The 22,456-nt window shown below is 73.2% G+C and carries 20 protein-coding genes; 1 reads left to right on the top strand and 19 read right to left on the bottom strand.

Annotation, left to right across the window (positions count from 1 at the left end; all coding sequences use genetic code 11):
- Positions 1 to 112 precede the first annotated feature (112 nt).
- The 8 genes from AC3YO9_RS08410 to AC3YO9_RS08375 all read right to left on the bottom strand — a co-directional run bounded on the left by AC3YO9_RS08410 (position 113) and on the right by AC3YO9_RS08375 (position 7,465).
- Complete coding sequence (locus AC3YO9_RS08410) at positions 113 to 1,018, bottom strand: DegV family protein (RefSeq protein ID WP_489982847.1); 906 nt, start codon at positions 1,016 to 1,018, stop codon at positions 113 to 115.
- 50 nt (positions 1,019 to 1,068) lie between these two features.
- Complete coding sequence (octT, locus tag AC3YO9_RS08405) at positions 1,069 to 1,785, bottom strand: diglucosylglycerate octanoyltransferase (protein WP_127783478.1); 717 nt, start codon at positions 1,783 to 1,785, stop codon at positions 1,069 to 1,071.
- A complete protein-coding gene (locus AC3YO9_RS08400) occupies positions 1,782 to 2,393 on the bottom strand; it encodes a histidine phosphatase family protein (RefSeq protein ID WP_489983445.1) in 612 nt (203 codons plus the stop codon). Before AC3YO9_RS08400 ends, octT begins: the two co-directional genes overlap by 4 nt.
- Before the next feature lie 11 nt (positions 2,394 to 2,404).
- Positions 2,405 to 2,860: a ribosome silencing factor gene (rsfS, locus tag AC3YO9_RS08395; RefSeq protein WP_127783479.1), complete on the bottom strand. Its 456-nt coding sequence runs from the start codon at positions 2,858 to 2,860 to the stop codon at positions 2,405 to 2,407.
- On the bottom strand, positions 2,857 to 3,606 hold the full coding sequence (gene nadD, locus AC3YO9_RS08390) for a nicotinate-nucleotide adenylyltransferase (protein ID WP_489982846.1): 750 nt from the start codon (positions 3,604 to 3,606) through the stop codon (positions 2,857 to 2,859). The genes rsfS and nadD overlap by 4 nt, the downstream gene beginning before the upstream one ends.
- An 80-nt stretch (positions 3,607 to 3,686) precedes the next feature.
- The gene (locus AC3YO9_RS08385) at positions 3,687 to 5,132 is read right to left on the bottom strand and encodes a vWA domain-containing protein (protein ID WP_489982845.1); all 1,446 of its coding nucleotides are present in this window, start codon (positions 5,130 to 5,132) and stop codon (positions 3,687 to 3,689) included.
- Positions 5,133 to 5,145: 13 nt separating this feature from the next.
- Positions 5,146 to 6,033, bottom strand: a complete 888-nt coding sequence (locus AC3YO9_RS08380; protein WP_489982844.1) for an AAA family ATPase — start codon at positions 6,031 to 6,033, stop codon at positions 5,146 to 5,148.
- 133 nt (positions 6,034 to 6,166) lie between these two features.
- Positions 6,167 to 7,465 (bottom strand): glutamate-5-semialdehyde dehydrogenase, encoded by a 1,299-nt coding sequence (locus tag AC3YO9_RS08375; protein WP_489982843.1) that lies wholly within the window; start codon positions 7,463 to 7,465, stop codon positions 6,167 to 6,169.
- An 89-nt stretch (positions 7,466 to 7,554) separates the two neighbouring features.
- On the opposite strand from AC3YO9_RS08375, the gene AC3YO9_RS08370 reads away from it, so the two are divergent.
- Positions 7,555 to 9,678, top strand: a complete 2,124-nt coding sequence (locus AC3YO9_RS08370; RefSeq protein ID WP_127783483.1) for a RecQ family ATP-dependent DNA helicase — start codon at positions 7,555 to 7,557, stop codon at positions 9,676 to 9,678.
- Between the two features lie 14 nt (positions 9,679 to 9,692).
- On the opposite strand, the gene AC3YO9_RS08365 is transcribed toward AC3YO9_RS08370, so the two are convergent.
- From AC3YO9_RS08365 to AC3YO9_RS08315, 11 genes are all read right to left on the bottom strand, one after another.
- Positions 9,693 to 10,301, bottom strand: a complete 609-nt coding sequence (locus tag AC3YO9_RS08365) for a hypothetical protein (protein ID WP_127783484.1) — start codon at positions 10,299 to 10,301, stop codon at positions 9,693 to 9,695.
- A gap of 165 nt (positions 10,302 to 10,466) precedes the next feature.
- Entirely contained in the window at positions 10,467 to 11,567 is a 1,101-nt protein-coding gene (proB, locus tag AC3YO9_RS08360; protein WP_489982842.1) for a glutamate 5-kinase, read from the bottom strand.
- 2 nt (positions 11,568 to 11,569) lie between these two features.
- On the bottom strand, positions 11,570 to 13,024 hold the full coding sequence (gene obgE / locus AC3YO9_RS08355; RefSeq protein WP_489982841.1) for a GTPase ObgE: 1,455 nt from the start codon (positions 13,022 to 13,024) through the stop codon (positions 11,570 to 11,572).
- A gap of 147 nt (positions 13,025 to 13,171) precedes the next feature.
- A complete protein-coding gene (gene rpmA, locus AC3YO9_RS08350) occupies positions 13,172 to 13,447 on the bottom strand; it encodes a 50S ribosomal protein L27 (protein ID WP_127783487.1) in 276 nt (91 codons plus the stop codon).
- Positions 13,448 to 13,505: 58 nt separating this feature from the next.
- Entirely contained in the window at positions 13,506 to 13,814 is a 309-nt protein-coding gene (rplU, locus tag AC3YO9_RS08345) for a 50S ribosomal protein L21 (RefSeq protein ID WP_127783488.1), read from the bottom strand.
- 211 nt (positions 13,815 to 14,025) lie between these two features.
- Entirely contained in the window at positions 14,026 to 17,439 is a 3,414-nt protein-coding gene (locus AC3YO9_RS08340) for a translation initiation factor IF-2 N-terminal domain-containing protein (RefSeq protein ID WP_489982840.1), read from the bottom strand.
- 142 nt (positions 17,440 to 17,581) lie between these two features.
- On the bottom strand, positions 17,582 to 18,418 hold the full coding sequence (locus AC3YO9_RS08335) for a TIGR03936 family radical SAM-associated protein (protein WP_206518002.1): 837 nt from the start codon (positions 18,416 to 18,418) through the stop codon (positions 17,582 to 17,584).
- 6 nt (positions 18,419 to 18,424) lie between these two features.
- Positions 18,425 to 20,338 carry a TIGR03960 family B12-binding radical SAM protein gene (locus AC3YO9_RS08330; protein ID WP_489982839.1) on the bottom strand — a complete coding sequence of 638 codons (1,914 nt, stop codon included), beginning with the start codon at positions 20,336 to 20,338 and terminating at the stop codon, positions 18,425 to 18,427.
- A 180-nt stretch (positions 20,339 to 20,518) separates the two neighbouring features.
- Positions 20,519 to 21,424 (bottom strand): DUF559 domain-containing protein, encoded by a 906-nt coding sequence (locus AC3YO9_RS08325; protein ID WP_489982838.1) that lies wholly within the window; start codon positions 21,422 to 21,424, stop codon positions 20,519 to 20,521.
- A 137-nt stretch (positions 21,425 to 21,561) separates the two neighbouring features.
- A complete protein-coding gene (gene ndk / locus AC3YO9_RS08320) occupies positions 21,562 to 21,972 on the bottom strand; it encodes a nucleoside-diphosphate kinase (RefSeq protein WP_127783491.1) in 411 nt (136 codons plus the stop codon).
- A 107-nt stretch (positions 21,973 to 22,079) separates the two neighbouring features.
- Positions 22,080 to 22,409, bottom strand: a complete 330-nt coding sequence (locus AC3YO9_RS08315) for a DUF4233 domain-containing protein (RefSeq protein WP_127784841.1) — start codon at positions 22,407 to 22,409, stop codon at positions 22,080 to 22,082.
- Between the last annotated feature and the right edge of the window lie 47 nt (positions 22,410 to 22,456).

The raw sequence follows: 22,456 nt of genomic DNA, 5'->3' as shown, positions 1-22,456 counted from the left end.
AACGCCTGTGCGGCGGGGGTGGCGGCACGCTCGCCGAGTGCGGACCCGGCCAGCGGTCCGATGGCACCCCGCGCACCAATTGAGGGCCGCCTGCTCCCACAGGGCGTAACTACTACTCGGGGTCTCCGGCGCCGCCGGGGCAGACCACCACGCCGACCATGCCCGGTCCCAGGTGCGCGCCCACCACGGCGCCGACCTGCGACTCGTAGACCTCGGTGAGGTGCGGGATGCGCTGCTTCAGCTGCTCCACCAGCGTGGCGGCCCGGTCGGCCGCACCCAGGTGGTGCACCGCCACGGCGGTGGGCTCGTCGCCGGCGGCCTCCACCGCGATGTCGGCCAGCCGCGCCAGCGCCCGCGAGGAGGTGCGCACCTTCTCCAGCACCTGGATGCGCCCGTCCACCACGTGCAGCAGCGGCTTCATCGACAGCGCAGTGCCCAGCAGGGCGGCGGCGGTGCCGATGCGGCCCCCGCGGCGCAGGTGCTCCAGGGTGTCCACGCACAGCAGGGTGCGGCAGCGCGAGGCCACGTCCACCGCGGCGGCGTAGGCCTCCCCCAGGCTCTTGCCGGCGGCGGTGGCGCGGGCGGCGGCGAGCACCGGAAAGCCCAGGCCCATCGCCGCGGAGCGGGAGTCGACCACCCGCACCTCCACGTCGGGGTGCTCCGCGCCGAGCTGCTCGGACGCCAGGCGCGCCGCCTCCCAGGTGCCGGAGAGGTGCTGGGACAGGTGCAGCGCCAGCACGCCGTCGGTGCCACCGGCGGAGGTGCCGCGCGCGGCGCGCAGGTAGGCCTCGCGCAGCTCGGTGGGGGTGCAGCGGGAGGTGGTGATGGTGGGCCGGCGGCGCACACCGTGGCGGCCCTGGGTGAGCGCAGCGGCGAGCTGGTCGGCGTCGAAGTCCACCCCGTCCAGGTGCGGCTCGTCGTCCACCGACAGGTGCAGCGGCACCACGGTGATCCCGTGTCGCTCCGCCACCCCGGGTGGGAGGTAGGCGGTCGAGTCGGTCACCACGGCCGCATGCACAGGTGAAACCTTAGTGCCTCACCGCGGCGAACAGGGCAGGCACGGGCAGCTCAGGGACGGGTGGTGGCCCGGATCTCGGCGAGCACCGCGTCGGCCACCGCGCGGTGGCCCTCCCAGCCCCAGTGCATGCCGTCGGGGTTGCAGCGGCCCGCCTCGACGTGCGGGCCCACGGCGGCGGCCAGGTCCACCAGCGGGACGTCGCGCTGGGCCGACCACGAGCGCAGCGCTCGCTCGGCGGCGGGACGGCCCCGGTGCACGCCGCCGTAGGCCGCGGAGCGGTGCACCGAGGGCAGCGTGCCGATGACGGGCAGGTCCGGGCGCAGCGCCACCAGGGCGGCGCGGCACTGCTCCAGGTATTCCACGCTCAGCCGCGGCGGCAGCGCCACCGGCCGGCCGAGGCGGGACAGGTGGGGCTGCGCGGCCGTGTAGGCCTGGCGCACCACCCGGCGCAGCGCAGGCGGGCGCAGGTAGCGCAGCTGCTCGCGCAGCGCGGTGGGCAGCGGCGAGGGCAGGGTGTCCATGCCACCCACGGCCAGCACCACTGCCGCGGCGTCGGGCACGGCCGCCCACACCCGCGGGTCCTGGGTGATGGCCCACCACACGTCGCGGGAGGTCCAGCCGATGCGCGCCACCAGCTCCAGCCGCCAGCCCAGCTCGTCGGCCACCAGGTTGGGCCAGATCTGCGGGTGGTCGGCGGGGTGCGCAGTGCGGGGACCGTGGTGCGCCAGGGAGTCGGCGAACACCAGCAGCACCGGCTGCTCGCTCACACCACGCCCGCGTTCCAGGCGTCCAGCCGCCACTGCCCGTCGGCGCGGGTGCTCAGCTCGGCCCAGCGGGCGTTGCCCAGCGACCCCAGCGTGGACCAGCTGTCCCGCGGCAGGCCCAGCAGCGCAGCGGTGAGGGCCAGGATCAGCCCGCCGTGGGCCACCAGCACCACCGGGTGCGCGTCCCAGGTGCTCGGCTCGATCTCCTGCACCACGGCCACGCTGCGCGCGGCCACCTGCTCCTTGCTCTCCCCGCCTGGCGGCACGTAGCGGACGTCGGTGCGCCAGTGCCCCAGCCCACCGGGCCAGCCCTGCTCCACCTCCGAGTGCGTCAGCCCCTGCCACTCGCCCAGGAACGTTTCCCGCAGCCGCGGGTCGTGGCGCAGCGGCACGTCCACCAGGTCCACCAGGTGGCGGGCGGTGTCCGCGGCGCGGGTGAGGTCGGAGGAGATCACCAGGCCGGGCTTGCGCTCGGCCAGCACCTGCGCCGCCGCAGTGGCCTGGCGCACCCCCAGCGGGTTCAGCTCGGTGTCGAGCTGGCCCTGCATGCGGCTGGTGGCGTTGTAGCTGGTCTCCCCGTGGCGCAGCAGGATCAGGCGGCGCTTGATCAGGGGACGGCCGCTCACTGCCCGTTCAGCAGGTCGTTCAGGCGCTGGGTCTCGGTGCGCTCGTCGTCGGCGTCGCCGTAGACCTCCTCCTCGGCGTCCTCCGGAGTGTGGGCGGCCGCGTCGAACTCGATGACCGGGCAGTCCTTCCAGAGCCGCTCCAGGCCGTAGAAGCTGCGCTCCTCCACGTGCTGCACGTGCACCACCACGTCGGTGAAGTCGAGCAGGACCCAGCGGCCCTCCTTGGTGCCCTCGCGGCGCACCGGCTTGACGCCCTGCTTGCGCAGGTCCTCCTCCACCTTGTCCACGATGGCGTTGACCTGGCGCTCGTTGCGCGCCGAGGCGATGACGAAGCAGTCGGTGATGACCAGCTGGTCGGAGACGTCGAGGACGACGATGTCGGTGGCGATCTTCTCGGCCGCCGCGGCGGCGGCCACGAGGGCCACCTCGCGGGCGGTGTCGGTGGCAGTCACTGCGGGAGCTCCAGGTTGTTCGGGTCGTGCGAATGGTCTGTGTGGGTAGCGGCCCCGTTGTCGTGCGGCACGCGGGGCGCGCGGCTCGGCACGGGGTCGGAGGTGCGGCTGGTGCCGTCGGCGCGCGGACACTCGGCCGGCCGGTAGAGGTTGCGCTTGGAGATGTACTGCACCACGCCGTCGGGCACCAGGTACCAGACGGGCCGGCCCTGTCCGGCGCGCTCGCGGCAGTCGGTGGAGGAGATGGCCATGGCCGGGATCTCCACCAGGGTCAGCTGGCCCGGCGCGAGATGCGTCAGGTGCTTGGCCTCCAGCGCGTAGCCCGGACGGGTGACCCCGACGAAGCGGGCGAGGTCGAACAGCTCCTCCACCCGGTGCCAGGACAGGATCGCCTCCAGCGCGTCGGCGCCGGTGATGAAGTAGAGCTCGGCGTCGGGGTGCTGGGCCTGCAGGTCGCTGAGGGTGTCCGCGGTGTAGGTGACCCCGGCCCGGTCGATGTCCACCCGGCTGACCGAGAACTGCGGGTTGGACGCCGTGGCGATCACGGTCATCAGGTAGCGGTCCTCGGCCGGGCTCACGTCGGTGTGCGCCTTCTGCCAGGGCTGGCCGGTGGGCACGAACACCACCTCGTCCAGGCCGAACCGGTGGGCGACCTCGCTGGCCGCCACCAGGTGCCCGTGGTGGATGGGGTCGAACGTGCCGCCCATCACCCCGAGCTTGCGTCGGGCGGGCGCGGAGGTGGACACGACGCCACATCCTAGTGCGTCGTCTGCCGCCGGGGTCCGGCGCTGGTCGCGGGGCCCGCCCGTGCCGTTCGTGGCCGGCCTCAGACCGGGAGCAGGCGGGAGACGACGGCGGCGAGCTGCTCGGCGGTGCGGCACTCGTGCATCGGCACCACCGCGGCGTAGTCGGTGGCTGCCGAGTCCCCACTGCCCCATTGCGACTGGGGCTCGGGGTTGAGCCAGTAGGCGTGCTTGGCCACCGAGTCCAGGCGCCGCAGCACCGCCAGGTTGGGGTCGCGGTAGTTGGTGCGCCCGTCGCCCAGGATCAGCAGCGACGAGCGCTGGGTGAGCGCGTCGCCGAACTGCTCGGCGAAGGTGCCCAGCGCGTGGCCGTAGTCGGAGTGCCCGTCGTAGGTGACCAGCTGCGCCTCGTGGGTCATCCGGGTCATCGCCTGCGCCAGGTCGGCCCCGCCGGCGAAGTACTGGGTGACCTCGTCGGTGGTGTCCACGAAGGCGAAGATGCGCACCCGGGAGAACTGCTCGCGCAGCGCGTTCACCAGCAGCAGGGTGAAGTGGCTGAACCCGGCCACCGAGCCGGAGACGTCGCACAGGATGACCAGCTCGGGACGGCCCGGTCGGGGCTTGCGCTGCTCGAGCTTGAGCGGCACTCCCCCGGTGGACATGGACTTGCGCATGGTGCGGCGCATGTCGATGGTGCCGTGCCGGCTGCGGCGCCGGCGGGCGGCCAGGCGGCTGGCCAGGCGCCGCGCCAGCGGGGTGACGGTCCGGCGCAGCTCGGTCAGCTCGTCGCTGCGGGCGCGCAGGAAGTCGACCTGCTCGGCGATGCGGGGCACCGAGGACGCGGCCACCTTCTCCTTGCCCACCCGCTCGGCAGTGCGTCGGCGCACCTCCTCCTCCACCGCACGGCGGAACTCGGCGATGCGCTCGCGGGCGGTGCGCCTGGCGATCTCGCTGTCGAAGTCGCTGGCCTCGGCCACACCCTCGGGCCCGCCCAGCAGGCCCTCCAGGATCTGGGCCAGCAGCGTCTCCGGGCTGATGCCGCGCAGCGCCTGGTAGGCGGAGTAGGCGGGGCCGCTGCGGGTCTCGTAGCGCCCCATCTGCTCGGCCACCTCGCGGGCGAGCAGCCGCATCAGCTCGCGGCTCTCCGCGGAGCCGTCGGCGAGGAAGTCGGCCAGCAGGTCACGGATGGCGTCGGTGTCGATCTCCCCCTGCTCGTCGCGGGGCAGCTCGGTGTCCACCGGCCGCTCGGCGCGGTCGCCGATGACCGCGGGAAACCACAGGTCGAACAGGCTGTCGTAGGTGCGCCGGTGGGTGGGCCGCCGCAGCAGCGCGGCGGCCAGGCCCTCCCGCAGCGCCTCCCGGTCGAGCAGGTCGAGCACGCTCATGACCTGGCCGGCGTCCACCGTCTCCGACGGTCCGACCCCGATCCCCCTGGCGCGCAGTGCCTCGACGAAGCTGACGAGGTGCCCGGGCAGCCCGTGCGGGGCCGCGGGACGGTCCGCGGCGAGCCACGGGGGTCGGCTGGTCATGGTCTCGGCCCTCTCAGTTGAGCCGCAGCTCGCCGGCGGCACGCTGCTGGTCGCTCTGGTGCTTGAGCACCACGCCCAGGGTGGAGCGCACGGCCGCGTCGTCCAGGGTGTCGATGCCCAGTGCCAGCAGTGTGCGCCCCCAGTCGATGGTCTCGGCGACGGAAGGCAGCTTCTTCAGCTGCATGCCGCGCAGCACCCGCATGGTGCGCACCAGCTGCTCGGCCAGCGCCTCGGGCAGGTCGGGCACCCGGCTGGCCAGGATGCGCCGCTCCAGGTCGGCGTCGGGGAAGTCCAGGTGCAGGAACAGGCAGCGCCGCTTGAGGGCCTCGGACAGCTCCCGGGTGGCGTTGGAGGTGAGCACCACGAACGGCTTGCGGGTGGCGGTGATGGTGCCCAGCTCGGGCACCGTGACGGCGAAGTCGCTGAGCACCTCCAGCAGCAGGCCCTCGATCTCCACGTCGGCCTTGTCGGTCTCGTCGATGAGCAGGACGGTGGGCCCGGTGCGCCGGATGGCGGTGAGCAGCGGACGGCTGAGCAGGAACTCCTCGGAGAACACGTCGGTCTGCAGCGCCTCCCAGTCGCCGCCGTCGGCCTGGCCGGCCTGGATGCGCAGCAGCTGCTTGGCGTGGTTCCACTCGTAGAGCGCGCGGGCCTCGTCCACACCCTCGTAGCACTGCAGCCGGATCAGCTCGGAGCCCGTGGCCTGCGCGACGGCGCGGGACAGCTCGGTCTTGCCCACCCCGGCGGGGCCCTCGATCAGCAGCGGCTTGCCCAGGCGGTCAGCCAGGAACACCGTGGTGGCGGTGGCCTTGTCGGCCAGGTAGCCGGTGGTGGCCAGCTTCTCCATCACGTCGTCGACGGAGCTGAACAGGGGCGGGGTGGTGGGGAGTACGCGGTCCACGCGGGGCCTCTCGGTCGGGTGCTGGTGGTGGCGATCAGTGTCGTTGTCGGCGAGGCCGTTGCGCGAGGGTCACTCCCGGACGTGCCCGTCCCCCTGGGACATCATCCCCGGACGTGCCCGTCGCCCTGGGACATCATCCCCGGACGTGCCCGTCCCCCCAGGCGATCCACTTGCTCGACGTCAGCTCCGGCAGTCCCATCGGCCCGCGGGCGTGCAGCTTCTGGGTGCTGATGCCGATCTCTGCGCCGAAGCCGAACTGCTCGCCGTCGGTGAACGAGGTGGAGGCGTTCACCATCACCGCGGCGGCGTCCACCCGGGCGGTGAACTCCCGGGCCGCGGCCAGGTCGGTGGTGACGATGGCCTCGGTGTGGCCGGTGCCGTAGCGGTCGATGTGGCGCACCGCGGCGTCCAGGTCGTCCACGACCGCCAGCGCGACGTCCATGCTGAGGTACTCCTCGGCCCAGTCGGCCTCGGTCACCGGCACCATGCCGGCGCCCTCGCCGTGCACGGTCACCCCGGCCTCGCCCAGCGCGGCCAGCAGCTGGGGCACCGCGACGTCGGCGACGGCACGGTCGACCAGCACCGTCTCCGCGGCGTTGCACACGCTGGGGCGGCGGGTCTTGGCGTTGAGCACGATGCGCTGCGCCATGTCCAGGTCGGCCGCGGCGTGCACGTAGACGTGGCAGTTGCCCACCCCGGTCTCGATGGTGGGCACCAGGGCGTCGCGCACCACGGCGGCGATCAGCCCGGCCCCGCCCCGGGGGATCACCACGTCCACCAGCCCGCGGGCCTGGATGAGGTGCGTGACGCTGGCCCGGTCGGACGCCGGCAGCAGCTGCACCGCGTCGGCGGGCAGGCCCTGCGCGGCCAGCGCGTCCCGCAGCACCTGCACCAGGGCGGCGTTGCTGTGCGCGGCCGAGGACGAGCCGCGCAGCAGGACGGCGTTGCCGGACTTCAGGCACAGCCCGGCAGCGTCCACGGTGACGTTGGGCCGCGCCTCGTAGACGATGCCGACCACCCCCAGGGGAACCCGCTGCTGGCGCAGCTCCATCCCGTTGGGCAGCGTCGACCCGCGCAGCACCTCCCCCACCGGGTCGGGCAGCCCGGCCACCTGGCGCAGCCCGGCCGCCACGCCCGCCACCCGCTCGTCGGTCAGCCGCAGCCGGTCCAGCAGTCCCTCGCCCATGCCGGCCGCACGACCGGCGGTGAGGTCGGCCTCGTTGGCCGCCAGGATCTGCGGGGTGGCGGCCAGCACCGCATCGGCGGCGGCGTGCAGCGCAGCGTCCTTGTCCGCGCGGGTGAGCAGGGCCAGCGTGCGGCTGGCCACCCGCGCGCGGCGGGCGGCCTCGTGCACGGTCTCGCGGAGGTCCTCGCTGGTGGGCGACACGGCGTCGGTGGCCTCAGCGGCCTGAAGATCGGTAGCCACGGTCATGACCCCAGCCTATGGCAGAACACCGTCGCGATCCCGCTCTCGTGTGCACCCCCACGGGAACCGTCGGGCTCGGCGGGCACCATGGGGCCATGACCACCTCCACCGTCCCCGCCGGCACCACCGAGCTGCGCGCCCAGGCTGAGCAGCTGCTGCAGCGCCTCGCCGGCGAGGGGGCGGTGCTGCGGGAGGACCAGTGGGTGGCCATCGAGGCCCTGGTGGTGCAGCGCCGCCGCGCCCTGGTGGTGCAGCGCACCGGCTGGGGCAAGTCGGCCGTGTACTTCCTGGCCGCCTCCCTGCTGCGCAGCCGCGGCTCGGGCCCCACCGTCATCGTCTCCCCGCTGCTGGCCCTGATGCGCAACCAGGTCGCCGCCGCCGAGCGCGCCGGGGTGCGGGCGGCCACCATCAACTCCGGCAACGTCACCGAGTGGGACGAGGTGCGCGCCCAGGTCACCGCGGGTGAGCTGGACGTGCTGCTGGTGAGCCCGGAGCGGCTGAACAACCCCGACTTCCGCGAGCAGGTGCTGCCCTCGCTGGCCGCCAACGCGGGCCTGGTGGTGGTGGACGAGGCGCACTGCGTCTCCGACTGGGGCCACGACTTCCGCCCCGACTACCGCCGCATCCGCACCCTGCTGGCCGACCTGCCCGACGGCGTCCCGGTGCTGGCCACCACTGCCACCGCCAACGACCGGGTGGTGGCCGACGTGGCCAGCCAGCTGGGCGTGGGCGGCGGCGACACCCTGGTGCTGCGCGGCGGGCTGGACCGGGAGTCGCTGCACCTGTCGGTGGTGCACGTGGACGGCTCCCAGCGGCGCGCCGCGTGGCTGGCCCAGCACCTGGACCAGCTGCCCGGCTCGGGCATCATCTACACCCTCACCGTCTCCCAGGCCGAGGAGCTGGCGGGCCACCTCACCGAGCAAGGCCACACCGTCGCCGCATACACCGGGCGCACCGACGCCGCCGAGCGCGAGTCGCTGGAGGCCGACCTGCTCGGCAACCGGGTGAAGGCACTGGTGGCCACCTCGGCGCTGGGCATGGGCTTCGACAAGCCCGACCTCGGCTTCGTGGTGCACCTGGGGGCACCGGCCTCGCCCATCGCCTACTACCAGCAGGTGGGCCGCGCCGGCCGCGCCAGCGCCCGCGCCGAGGTGATCCTGCTGCCCGGTGCCGAGGACCGCGACATCTGGGCCTACTTCGCCTCGCTGGCCTTTCCCGCCGAGCCGGTGGTGCGCTCGGTGATCGAGGCGCTGTCCGCGGCGAGCAAGCCGCTGTCCACCGCCGCCCTGGAGCCGCTGGTGGAGCTCAACCGCAGCCGCCTGGAGATGGTGCTCAAGGTGCTCGACGTGGACGGCGCCGTGCAGCGGGTGCGCGGCGGCTGGATCGCCACCGGCGCCGACTGGTCCTACGACGCCGCCCGCTACGAGCACCTGGCTGCTGCGCGGGCCACCGAGCAGCAGGCGATGCTGGACTACCAGCGCACCACCACCTGCCGGATGGACTTCCTGCGCCGCCAGCTCGACGACCCGGAGCTGGGCAGCGAGCCGGTGGCCTGTGGGCGCTGCGACGTGTGCTGCGGACCCACCTGGTCACCGGAGGTGGACGCCAGCGCCGCCCAGGCCGCCCGCGCCCGGCTGGACCGCCCGGGGGTCGACCTCGCCCCGCGCAAGCTGTGGCCCACCGGCATGTCCCGTCTCGGCGTGGACCTCAGCGGGAAGATCACCCAGGGCCCGCAGCCGGGCAAGGCGCTCGGCCGGCTCACCGACCTGGGCTGGGGCCAGCGGCTGCGGCCGCTGCTCGCCGGCCCCGACGCCGAGGTGAGCGAGGAGGTGGTGCAGGCCTGCGTGCAGGTGCTCGCCGCCTGGGACTGGGCGCAGCGCCCGGTGGCCGTGCTCAACCTGGACTCCGGCAGCCACCCGGTGCTGCTGCGCAGCCTGGCTGCGCGGCTGGCATCGGTGGGGCGGCTGCGCGACCTGGGGGTGCTGCGCTACCGGGAGGGGCACGTCCCACCGTCAGCCGCCAACTCCGCGCACCGGGTGGCCGGGCTGTGGGACGCCTGGGACACCAGCAGCGTGCCCGGTCTGGCCGAGCTGGACGGCCCGGTGCTGGTGGTGGACGACCTGCTGGACACCGGCTGGACCATGGCCATGGCCGCGCGCACCCTGCTGGCTGCCGGCGCCCCCGCGGTCCTGCCGCTCACCCTGGGCAGCGTGGCCTGAGCCGAGCGGCTGGGTCAGGCCTGCACGTTGGTCAGCGCCATGCCCGCCACCGCCGCGAGCGCCCCGGGGGCCTGCTCGGGGGTGACGCTGCCGGGAGCCATGGACACCAGGATGGCGTAGGTGCCGGTGGCGGCCACCAGCACGGGGCCGTCGGGCAGGGCCAGGTAGCTGGCGTTCATCCGCCCGATGGTCAGCGGCACGGCCTCCACCCCGGGGGTGCGGCGCGCCTCCACCGTGACCGGGACCCGCACCGCGGCCGCGGCCACGTCGGTGTAGGCGGTGAGGCTCACCTCGAGGGCGTACGTGCCTGCGGGCGAGGGAATCCCGTAGCTGCAGGTGACCCGCCCGGTGAGCCCGATGTCCGGGTTGGGCACGCCCACCAGCGTCTTGACCACCGCCGACAACGGCATGCCCAGAGCGGCGTCCAGCTGGTCGCCGTTCATGAGGTCCTTGCAGCTGGTGGGCAGGCCCTCCTTGGTCAGCTGGGCGGTGGCCGGCGGCGGCGTGGCCGAGGTGGTGGCCGGGAACGTGGGCACCACCGGCGCCGCGACGGGGGAGACCAGCGAGCACCCGCCCGCCAGCACCGCGATCGCCGCCACACCGATTGCCAACCCTGCCCGCATGGTGCCGATGTTAGACGCGGACACGCCCGTCCACCCCTCGCCACGCGGCCCGTGCACATACCGTGACCTGCGGGGGTCTCAGGTCACAAAGTGGTGACACCTGGTAAGTCGATGTGGCGCTAAGTGATCAGCGCCAGGCGCTCTGCGGCACCGGATCTGGTGAGATCAGGCCCGCACGAGGTCGTCGGCGTGCACCACCGGCCGACGCAGCTCGGGGGGCAGCTGAGACGCTGGGACACCCACCATCCCGGCCAGCTCGGCGGCGTCGAAGGCGACCACGCCCCGGGCCACTGGAGTGCCGTCGGGTCCGATCAGCCGGACCACGTCGCTGGCGTGGAAGTCGCCCTTGACGGCCGTGATCCCCGGCAGCAGCAGCGAGCGGCGCCCGTCGATGACGGCGCTGACCGCACCGGCGTCGAGGCAGATGCTGCCCGAGGTCTCCGCGGCGTAGCGCACCCAGAACCGGCGGGCGGAGAGCCGTCGAGCGCGAGCGGCGAAGGCGGTGCCCACCTGGGCGTCGCCGAGGGCCTCCGGGGCCTGTGCCGCCGAGGCCAGCAGCACCGGGACCCCGGCGTCGGCGGCCAACCGGGCAGCGGTGAGCTTGGAGGCCATCCCGCCCGTGCCCAGGGTGCCCCCGGAGCCGGCCACCACGCCGTCCAGCTCCGCGCCGTCGGCGCTCACCTCACGGATGAGCGTGGCCCCGCCCTGGCGCGGGTCTCCGTCGTAGAGCCCGGCGACGTCCGACAGCAGCACCATGGCGTCGGCGCTGACCAGGTGCGAGACCAGCGCGGCGAGGCGGTCGTTGTCGCCGAAGCGGATCTCGGCGGTGGCCACGGTGTCGTTCTCGTTGACGATGGGCACCACGCCCAGCACCCGCAGCCGGTCCAGGGTGCGCTGGGCGTTGCGGTGCTGGGAGCGCCGGGCGACGTCCTCGGCGGTGAGGAGCACCTGCCCCACCGTGCGTCCGTAGCGGGCGAACGAGGTGCGCCAGGCCTGCACCAGCTCGAGCTGGCCCACCGCGGCCGCGGCCTGCTGGGTGGCCAGGTCGCGCGGACGCGCCCGCAGACCCAGCGGGGCGATGCCTGCGGCGATGGCGCCGGAGGAGACCACCAGCACGTCCGAACCGGCAGCCATCCGCGCCTCGAGAGCGTCCACCAGCCGGTCGAGGCGCTCCAGGTCGAGGCCCCCGCTGAGGCTGGTCAGGCCCGAGGACCCGATCTTGACCACGACACGACGGGCGGCCGCAACAGCATCCCGGGTCTGCACGGCTAGCTCATGCCCTCCACGTCGAGCCCACGACGCACGCGGTGGGCAACCTTGCGCTCGGCCGCACCGATCCGCTCGTCGGCGTCGATGCGGATGTCGGTGCCGCGACCGGTGCGGGTCATCGCGATGCCCGCAGGAGTGGACGGCTCCCAGTCGAAGGTGACGTCGCCGATGGTCACCGACGATCCCGGCACCGCCCCCATCTTGGCCAGCTTGTCCTCCACGCCCAGCCGGGCCAGGCGGTCGCCCAGGTAGCCCACGGCCTCGTCGTTGTCGAACTGCGTCTGGCGGATCCACCGCTCGGGGCGGGTGCCGCGGACGATGAAGCCGTTCTCGTCCTCGGGGTCGTGCTCCACGGTGAACCCCTTGTCGTCCACTGCCGTCGGGCGCAGGACGGTGCGGGTGGGCGCCGCCGGCGGGTGCGCCGTGCGGTAGGCCTCCACGGCCTTGCCCAGCGCGAAGACCAGCGGGCGCAGTCCCTCGTGGGTGGCCGCGGAGATCGCGAACACCGGCCACTGCCGAGCCTTGAACTCCTCGCTGACCATCTCGGCCAGCTCGGCTGCCTCGGGCACGTCCACCTTGTTCAGCACCACGATGCGGGGCCGGTCGGCCAGGTCGCCCAGGCTGACGTCGGTGGTCAGCGCGGAGTTGTAGGCGGCCAGCTCGGCCTCGAGGGCGTCCACGTCGGAGATGGGGTCGCGCCCCGGGTCCAGGGTGGCGCAGTCCACCACGTGCACCAGCACGGCGCAGCGCTCCAGGTGGCGCAGGAACTCCAGGCCCAGCCCGCGGCCCTGGCTGGCACCGGGGATGAGGCCGGGCACGTCGGCCACGGTGAAGGTGGTGTCGCCGGTGGTCACCACGCCCAGGTTGGGCACCAGGGTGGTGAAGGGGTAGTCGGCGATCTTCGGCTTGGCCGCCGAGAGCACCGAGACCAGCGAGGACTTGCCGGCCGAGGGGAACCCGACCAGGCCGACGTCGGCCACCGACTTGAGCTCGAGCACCAGGTCGCGGGTGATGCCGGGCTCGCCCAGCAGCGCGAAGCCGGGAGCGCGGCGGGCCTTGGAGGCCAGCGCGGCGTTGCCCAGTCCCCCACGACCGCCCTGCGCGGCGACGAAGCGACTGCCCACGCCGACCAGGTCGGCGAGCAGGTTGCCGTCGGGATCGAGGACCACGGTGCCGTCGGGCACGGGCAGGATCAGGTCCTCACCGCGCGCCCCGTCCCGGTGGCTGCCCATGCCCTGCTTGCCGCGCTCGGACTTGACGTGCGGGTGGTGGTGAAAGTCCAGCAGCGTGTGCACGTTGGGGTCGACGACGAGCACGACGTCGCCACCGCGTCCACCGTTGCCACCGTCGGGACCACCGAGGGGCTTGAACTTCTCCCGGTGCACGGAGGAGCAGCCGTTGCCACCGTCTCCGGCAGAAACATGCAGGACCACACGATCGACGAATCGGGACATCGGGCCCTCCTAACCTGTGCGAGTGCGGATCCGGAGCCCGCGCCGGAGGCGGCGGGTCGGACCCTGATGAGACGACGGCGGGGACGGGCGGGGTTGCTCCCCCTGCCCGTCCCCGCCGTCGTCAGGACGTGTGTTGCGTGGTGAAGCTCAGACCGCTGCCGTCTCGAGTGCCTCGACGGGCACGATGTTGACGGTCTTGCGGCCACGCTTGCGGCCGAAGAGCACCGAGCCGGCGGCAAGCGCGAACAGGGTGTCGTCACCGCCGCGGCCGACGTTGTCGCCCGGGTGGAAGTGCGTGCCACGCTGGCGGACGATGATCTCGCCGGACTTGACGACCTGGCCGCCGAAGCGCTTCACGCCCAGGTACTGAGCGTTCGAGTCGCGACCGTTGCGGGAGCTGGAAGCACCCTTCTTGTGAGCCATGGAGCGTCCCTCCTGGGGGAAGTCTGGGCAGGGGCTGCGAGCACCTGCTCCGGGTGACCTACTTGCTGATGTTGGTGACCTTGACCACGGTCAGCTTCTGGCGGTGGCCCTGGCGCTTGTGGTACCCGGTCTTGTTCTTGAACTTGTGGATCCGGATCTTGGGGCCCTTGGTGTGCTCCACCACCTCACCGGTGACGGAGGCCTTGGCCAGCGCGCCGGCGTCGGTCGTGACGTCGGAGCCATCGACGAGCAGCAGCGCGGGCAGCGCGATCTCCACGCCCGGGGCTCCGTCGAGCTTCTCGACCTCAACAAGGTCACCAACGGCGACCTTGTACTGCTTGCCACCGGTCTTGACGATCGCGTACATCGGAGGGCTTCTCCTGTTGCTCGTTCGAACTCTGGCCGCGCCCGCCTCGAGGGTCGGAACGCGCATCTGGGTCAGTGTCGGTCTTCCTCCGACATCGCGTGCGCCTAGGCGCAGGCGCGCGACAACGACGCCACCAAAAGGTGACCGGCCAAGGTTACGGGGCGTGCACCGGCGGGGTCAAACCGCCTCCCCGCAACCTCGGCCCAGCGCACTACTGCTCTTCCACCGGCGGTCCCGCAGGGCGGGCCGCCGCACGACGGCGCCTCGGCCGGGTGGCCGCGGCAGGGGCTGCCACGGCGGTGGCGGCGGCTGCTGAGCCACCCGCTTCCCCGGGCTCGGCCTCGGACGGGGCCGGTGCGCTCGCCGCAGGGGCGGGCTCGGCCGGCGCCGCAGCGGGCACCACGATCGGTTCCACCGGTGTGCTGAGCGCCTCGGGGGCCGCGGTGGGCCGGGAGGCCCGTCGCGCCCTGCTGCGCCGCGGTGGGCTCGCCACGGGAGCCGGCTCCACGCCGTTGCGGTCGGCCTGCTCCACCTGCTCCACCGCCTGGGTGGCCTCAGCCACCTCAGCGGCCACGGGCTCGACAGTGGTGGTGCTCGGTTCCACCGCGGGCGCCGGAGCGGCCTCGGAGGCGACCACCACCGGCTCCAGGTCCACCGCGGCCGGGGCTGCGGTGGGCCGGGAGGCACGGCGCGAGCGGCTGCGGCGCGCCGGCGCCTTCACCTCGGCCTGCTCCGCCTGCGGGTGCTCGATCACGGCAGGCTCGGCCTGGCTCGACTCGGCCGCGGTCTGCTGGGCCTGGGTCGACCCAGCCTGCTCGGTGCTCTCCACCTGCTCGGTGCTTTCCGGCTGCGGTGCGACCGCGGCAGCTGCCGCGCTCTGCTCCACCGCAACGGGCTCGGCCGCCTCCACCTCGGCCGGCTCCGGCTGCGGCGCGGTCGACTGTGCGGTGGCGGTCTGCGCCTTGGCCGACGACGCCGGGATCAGCGCGGCGGGCCAGGGCTCCTTGACGGTGGGCACCACGGCGGGCTTGGGCGCCGGCGGCTGCTGCTTGGGCTGGCTGGGCTGGTTGTCGCCACCCTTGCCCCGACGCGAGCGCCGTCCGCTGTCGCCGTGCACGTGCTCCGACTCGTGCGCCACCACCGGCTCGTCCTGCACGATCACGCCACGGCCGTGGCAGTGCTCGCAGGGGGTGGAGAACTCCTCGATGAGACCGGCACCCATGCGCTTGCGCGTCATCTGCACCAGGCCGAGCGAGGTGACCTCGGAGACCTGGTGGCGGGTGCGGTCGCGGCCGAGGCACTCGGTGAGGCGGCGCAGCACCAGGTCGCGGTTGCTCTCCAGCACCATGTCGATGAAGTCGACGACGATCATCCCGCCGATGTCGCGCAGGCGCATCTGCCGCACGATCTCCTCGGCAGCCTCGAGGTTGTTGCGCGTCACCGTCTCCTCGAGGTTGCCCCCGGCGCCGGTGAACTTGCCCGTGTTGACGTCGACCACGGTCATCGCCTCGGTGCGGTCGATCACCAGGGTGCCGCCGGAGGGCAGCCACACCTTGCGGTCCATCGCCTTGGCCAGCTGCTCGTCGATGCGGTACGCGGTGAACACGTCCACGTCCCCGCTGTAGCGCTCGACGCGCTCGGCCAGGTCGGGTGCAACCTCGTTGACGTAGCCCTCGACCACGTCCCAGACGGAGTCACCGGCCACGACCAGCTTGCTGAAGTCCTCGTTGAACTGGTCGCGGACCACCTTGAGCAGCAGGTCGGGCTCCTCGTAGAGCGCGACCGGGTTGGTGGACTTGGCCTCCATCGCCGCGGTGGCCTTGGTGTTGATGGCGTCCCACTGCGCCCGCAGCCGCTCGACGTCGGTGGTGAGCTCCTCCTCGCTGACCCCCTCGGCCGCGGTGCGGATGATCACCCCAGCCTCGGCGGGCACGATGCGCTTGAGGATCTCCTTGAGGCGCTTGCGCTCGGTGTCGGGCAGCTTGCGGCTGATGCCGGTGGAGCCACCGCCCGGCACGTACACCAGGAAGCGGCCGGGCAGGCTGATCTGCGTGGTGAGCCGGGCACCCTTGTGGCCCACCGGGTCCTTGCTGACCTGCACCACGACGTTGTCGCCGGAGTGCAGCGCCTGCTCGATCTTGCGGGACTTGCCGCCGAGGCCGGCGGCGTCCCAGTCGACCTCGCCGGCGTAGAGCACGCCGTTGCGACCGCGGCCCACGTCGATGAAGGCGGCCTCCATGCTGGGCAGCACGTTCTGCACGCGGCCCAGGTAGATGTTGCCCACCATCGCCGAGGAGCTGGCGCTGGTGACGAAGTGCTCCACCAGGATGTCGTCCTCGAGCACGGCGACCTGCGTCTGCTTGCCGCGCTCGCGCACCACCATCTTGCGGTTCACGGCCTCGCGGCGGGCGAGGAACTCCGACTCGGTGAGGATCGCGGGGCGGCGGCGGCCGGCGTCCCGGCCGTCCCGACGGCGCTGCCGCTTGGCCTCCAGCCGGGTGGAGCCGGTGATTCCCTGCACCTGGTCGCTGCTGGCCTCGCGACCCTGCCGGCTCTTGCCGCGGCTGCGGGGCTCGCGCTCGTGCACCACGGTGTTGGGCGGGTCGTCCTCGCGGTTGTCGCCGGAGTCCTCACCGCTGGCGTCGCCGCCCTGGCCACCGCTCTTGCGGCGACGACGGCGACGGCGACGGCTGCCGGTGCCGTCCTCGCTGCCGGAGTCGTTGTCGGCGTCGGTGCCCTGGTCGTCAGCGCCCTGGTCGTCGCTGCTCGTGTCCGCGTCGTCGGCACCCGTCTCGATCTTGTCGGCGTCGCCGGTCGACTGCTCGTCCGAGCTGGTCTCGCTGGCGGGATCCACGTCGGTCTTGTCCGCTGCCGCTCGTCCGCCGCGGGAGCGGCCACCACGGGAGCGACCGCCACGAGAGCGACCACCACCGGTGCTCTCGGACTCCTCCTCGGCGACCTCCGGCTCCACGGCCTGGGGCTCGGGCGCACTGGTCTCGGCCTGAGCCTCGGCGGTGTCGTCGCCGTCGTGGCCCGAGTCGTCGCCGTCGTTGTCGTCGTAGCTGTCCTCGCCCTGCGGGCCACGGCCCCGGCCCCGGCCACGACGACCGCGGCGGCGGCGCTTGGGGGCGTCGTCGTCCTCGTCTCCGCCGGTGACGGCCGGGGCGTCGGTGGTGGCCTCGGTGACCGCGGCGGCCGCTGCCTCCTCGACCTCCTCCGGCACGTCCTGCGGCACCGCGGGGGCGGCGGGACGGCTCGCCCGGCGACGCGGCGGTGCCTTGACCACCTCGGGCTGGATGAACAGCGGGGCGGCGACCGGCCGAACCGGGGCGCGGGTCTCGGCGACCGCGGGCTCGGGCTGCGCGGGCTCGGCCTGCGCGGGTGCTGCCGGTGCCGGCTCGGCGACCGGTGCCGCCGCGACGTCGGCGCCGGGGTTGAGCTCGGCGCGCACCTGCTCGGCGACGTCGCGGTCGATGCTCGACTGGGCCGAGCGCACCGGGGCGCCGAGCTTGTCGAGCGCGGCGGCGACGGCCTTGCTGGTCACCCCCAGCAGCTTGGCCAGGGCGTGCACGCGCATCCGCGCAGGCAGCTCGTCAGTGTTCTGGGGCGGCACGTTCTCGGCCACGTTGTTCTCCTCGGCCCCCGGGCGCGTCCACCGTTGAGGTGTCACGCGGCCACGCGGGGGCTACTCGTCCGTATCCGACCACCTGCGGGGGTCGGCAGTGCAGGTCGTGCCAGTTCTGGCGCTGTAAAAGGTGGTGCCGTTGTCACTTAACACTTGGTTCGGTGACGTGCGACTCGTGCTGCCCCGCGTGCTGCGACCCTGTGGGATCGTCCTGCACCCGGTCAGGCGCGAAAGGATCGCCGAGCGTCCTGTCGTCATCGTCGAGCGGACCCTGCGCCAACCGGGTTGCCTTGACAGGCACGGTCGGCACCAGATCAGCGACGACGAGCAGCGCGCTCATGACGTCATCGGGTCGCACCGCAGGACTTGTCTGCCGCACGACTGCCCTTATTGTCCCACACTGACGGCCAGGCGCCATGTCCCCTGCAGGTGTGGACGGCGTTTCGTCCTCCGGCACCGCCATGCTGACCACTGCCCCACGGGCGTCGAGCTGGCGGCGACCGTCCTTGGTGAGCCGTTCCACCATCGCGGTCTCCTGGGCGAGGAACTTCTCCACCGCCGCGCGCAGCGCCGCCGGCGCTACCCCCTCGACCGCGATCTCCCACAGGCTGGCGTGGATGCGCTCGGGCAGCGAGCCGGTTACCGCCGTCACCGCGTCGATCACGTCCAGGCCCGGCGGCAGCGCCTTGTCCACCTCGTGGGCGAGCACCTGCGGGTCCACCACCCGTACCAGTGACATCTCCACGTACTCGGCCTCGCTGGCCACCCCGGTCGGCGCGGCGCCCACCCAAGAGATCTTGGGGTGGGGGTTGAAGCCCTGCGAGTACGCCATCGGCACCCCGGCCCGGCGGATGGCGCGCTCGAAGGCACGGGCCACGTCGCGGTGGGAGGTGAAGCGCAGCCGGCCGCGCTTGGTGTAGCGCAGCCGCACCTTCTGGACGGGCGGGGCGGAGGGGTTGGGTTCGTGCTGCTTGGCCACGGGCGATCAGCCGGCCAGCGCGGGGTTGGTGATGGGGCTGCCGACGCTGACGGGGGCGATCGGGATGAGCGTCTTGCCGGTGGGGCCCACCTCGATGTCGGTGCCCATGGACGGGCACACGCCGCAGTCGAAGCACGGCGTCCAGCGGCAGTCGTCCTGCTCCTCGGAGTTGAGCGCGTCCTCCCAGTCAGCCCAGAGCCACTCCTTGTCCAGCCCAGAGTCCAGGTGGTCCCAGGGCAGCACCTCGGTGCGCTCGCGCTCGCGGGTGGTGAACCAGTCCAGGCTCACGCCCAGCGGGGTGAGCTCCTCGGCGGCAGCGTCCACCCAGCGGTCGTAGGAGAAGTGCTCGCTCCAGCCGTCGAAGCGGCCACCGTTGCGCCACACCCGCTCGATGACCCGGCCCACCCGGCGGTCGCCGCGGGAGAGCAGTCCCTCGATCAGGCTGGGCTTGCCGTCGTGGTAGCGCATGCCGATGGCGCGGCTCATCTTGCGGTCGGCACCCACCTCGGCGCGCAGCTTGCGCAGCCGGTCGTCCACCACGTCGGGGTGGCACTGCGCCGCCCACTGGAACGGGGTGTGCGGCTTGGGCACGAACCCCCCGATGGAGATGGTGCAGCGGATGTCCTTGTGCCCGGCCGCCTCGCGCCCGGTCTTGATGACCTCGCGGGCCATCCGGCCGATCTGCAGCACGTCCTCGTCGGTCTCGGTGGGCAGCCCGCACATGAAGTACAGCTTCACCTGCCGCCAGCCGTTGGCGTAGGCGGTGGAGACGGTGCGGATGAGGTCTTCCTCGCTGACCATCTTGTTGATGACCTTGCGGATGCGCTCGCTGCCGCCCTCGGGGGCGAAGGTCAGCCCGGAGCGGCGGCCGTTGCGGGAGATCTCGTTGGCCAGGTCCACGTTGAAGGCGTCGACCCGGGTGGAGGGCAGGCTCAGGCCGGTGCCGGTGCCCTCGTAGCGGTCCGCGAGGCCCTTGGTGACGTCGGCGATCTCGGAGTGGTCGGCGCTGGACAGGCTGAGCAGGCCCACCTCGTTGTAGCCGGTGGCGGCCAGGGACTGCTGCACGATGGCACCGATGCCCTCGATGGAGCGCTCGCGGACCGGACGGGTGATCATCCCGGCCTGGCAGAAGCGGCAGCCGCGGGTGCAGCCGCGGAAGATCTCTACGCTGGCCCGCTCGTGCACGGTCTCCGCCAGCGGCACCAGCGGCTTCTTCGGGTAGGGCCAGGCGTCGAGGTCCATGGTGGTGCGCTTGAACACCCGGTAGGGCACCCGGGGGTCGGTGGGCACCACGCGCTGGATGCGGCCGTCGGGCAGGTAGTCCACGGCGTAGAAGCGCGGCACGTACACGCCGCCGGTCTCGGCCAGGCGCAGCAGCAGCTCCTCGCGCCCGCCCGGGGAGCCCTCCTCCTTGTGCGCGCGGATGATCTCGGTGATCTCCAGCACGGCCTCCTCCCCGTCGCCCAGCACCGCGGCGTCGATGAAGTCCGCGATGGGCTCGGGGTTGAACGAGGCGTGCCCGCCGGCGAGCACGATGGGGTGGCGCTCGTCGCGGTCGGTGGCGTGCAGCGGGATGCCGGACAGGTCCAGCGCGGCGAGCAGGTTGGTGTAGCCGAGCTCGGTGGAGAAGCTGACGCCGAGCACGTCGAAGTCGATGACGGGGCGGTGGCCGTCCACGGTGAACTGGGGCACGCCGGCCTCGCGCATGAGGGCCTCGAGGTCGGGCCACACCGCGTAGGTGCGCTCGGCGAGAACGTCATCCATCTCGTTGAGCAGCTCGTAGAGGATCATGACGCCCTGGTTGGGCAGGCCAACCTCGTAGGCGTCGGGATACATCAAGGCCCAGCGGACGGCGGTGTCGTTCCACTCCTTGAGGCTGGCGTTGAGCTCACCGCCGACGTACTGCACAGGCTTGGACACGCGAGGAAGCAGCGGTTCCAGCTCGGCGAAAACGGACGCACCAGGCGTACGGGTGGTAGTACTCATGGTCCCCAGGGTAGATGGGGCGTCTGCAAGTACCACCCACTGCGGGCAGCAGGGTCTGCAACTACCACCAAGCCAGAGACGCGGGTCTCCCCCGGCCGAGCCGCAGCCCTGTGCTCAGGTGCCGGCGCGGGCCAGCGCCCGACGGACGGTGTCGACGAAGCGCTCGGTGTCGTGCACCACGTCCCACCAGGTGAAGCGCAGCACGCGCCAGCCGGCCTCCTCCAGGGCGTTCTGCCGGAACCGGTCGCGCAGGATCGCCTCGGGCGCGGAGTGCACCGAGCGTCCGTCGAGCTCCAGGCCCAGCCGCAGCTGCGGGTAGCCGCCATCCAGCCGGCCGATCAGCCGCCCGTCGGCGTCGTGCACCTCCAGCTGTGCCACCGGCAGGGGCACCTGCGCGTCGGCCAGGGCGAGGCGGCTGGCGGTCTCCAGGATCGACTCGGCCAGCCCGTCCGCCAGCCCGATCCGCTCGGCGGCCCTCGCCTCCCCCGGCCCGCCGCGGCGCACCTCGACGGTGGCCCGCAGCTGCGCACGGGTGAGCAGCCCGCGGCGCAGCGCGTCGTCCACGCACCACACCGCCTCCCGCCGAGGCAGGGCCGCGCACAGGTCGAACACCGTGCGCGCGACGCTGGTCAGCTGCACCCCGCCGACCAGCTCCACGTCGCCCAGGGCCAGGGCGCGGCTGTGGAAGTGCAGGTCGCGGCGGCGGATGCGGCGCTGCTCCCGGCGGACGGTGACGTGCTCGGCGGCCGGGCGGTCCGGCACCGCGAGGTCGTGCACCCGCGCCGCGGTCTGGTGGCTGGCGACGGCGTCGGGCACCCCGCTGGAGAGCACCGCGGCACGGGCCCGGCCCAGCGCGGTGGGCGGGTGCGCGCGGGCGCAGTAGACCCCGCGCTGCACCCGGTACATCCGCCCGGTGCGCAGCGCCACCACGAGGTGGTCGGGATCCACGCCCTCGGTGAGCACCTGCTCGCGCAGGATCAACCCGTCGGGCGCCGTGTACGGCTTCCACCACTGCTCCATGCGGCAGAGGCTCGCACCCCGGCGCGCCGTGCTCGGGGGGTCGTCCGGCGGCTGTGGAGGACGCACCGCGGTGTGCACAACGCTGGGTAGCGGTTGCAGACCGGTTACGGCGCGGATGGTGGTACTTGCAGACGCCCCTAGAGCTCGGGGAACCAGAGCGCGATCTCCCGCGCGGCGCTCTCCGGGGAGTCTGACCCGTGCACGATGTTCGACTGCGTCTCCAGCGCCAGGTCGCCGCGGATCGATCCGGGCGCGGCCTTCTCCACCGGGTCGGTGCCACCGGCCAGCTGGCGGAACGCCGGGATCGCCCGGGGGCCCTCCACCACCGCGGCCACCACGGGCCCGGAGGTGATGAACTCCAGCAGCGACTCGTAGAAGCCCTTGCCCTCGTGCTCGGCGTAGTGCGCCGCGGCCAGGTCACGGGCCACCGGCACCATCTTCAGCGCCGCCAGGGTCAGCCCCTTGCGCTCGATGCGGGCCAGCACCTCGCCGGTGAGCCCGCGGGCGACGCCGTCGGGCTTGATCAGGACCAGGGTGCGCTCGCTCACGGGGTGCTCTCCTCAGCTGGGCCCGTGCAGCCACGCCGGACGCGGGTGGACGGGGGTGGTAACGGTCGCGCTCAGGGTAATCGACGCCCTGCCGGCGACCGGCACGCTCAGCCCTGCTGGCTGGGCAGCCGGCCCGTGGCGATGCGTTGCTGCACGTCGCGACGCAGGTACAGGATGTAGGCCCACACCGCGGCGAACACCAGGCCCATGATCCCCAGCGAGGGGTGCACCGCCCAGCCCGCGATCATCGCCACCTGCAGCGCCACGTCCACCGGCACCGCCCACGGTCGCCGCTGCATCCCGCTGGCCACGATCATCACCACCGCCAGCGCCACCACGTACCCGCCGGACAGCCACGACACCCCGCCGCCGAGCTTGGCCACCACCGGCAGCACCAGCAGCACCACGATGGCCTCCAGGACCAGCGTCCCGGCCATCACTCCGCGCAGGCCCTTCCACGGGTCGGTGGCGGGGGCCCGGACCG

This window comes from Rhodococcus sp. Z6_132, from assembly GCF_058133635.1.
This window is presented reverse-complemented; position numbering and strand designations above follow the sequence as displayed.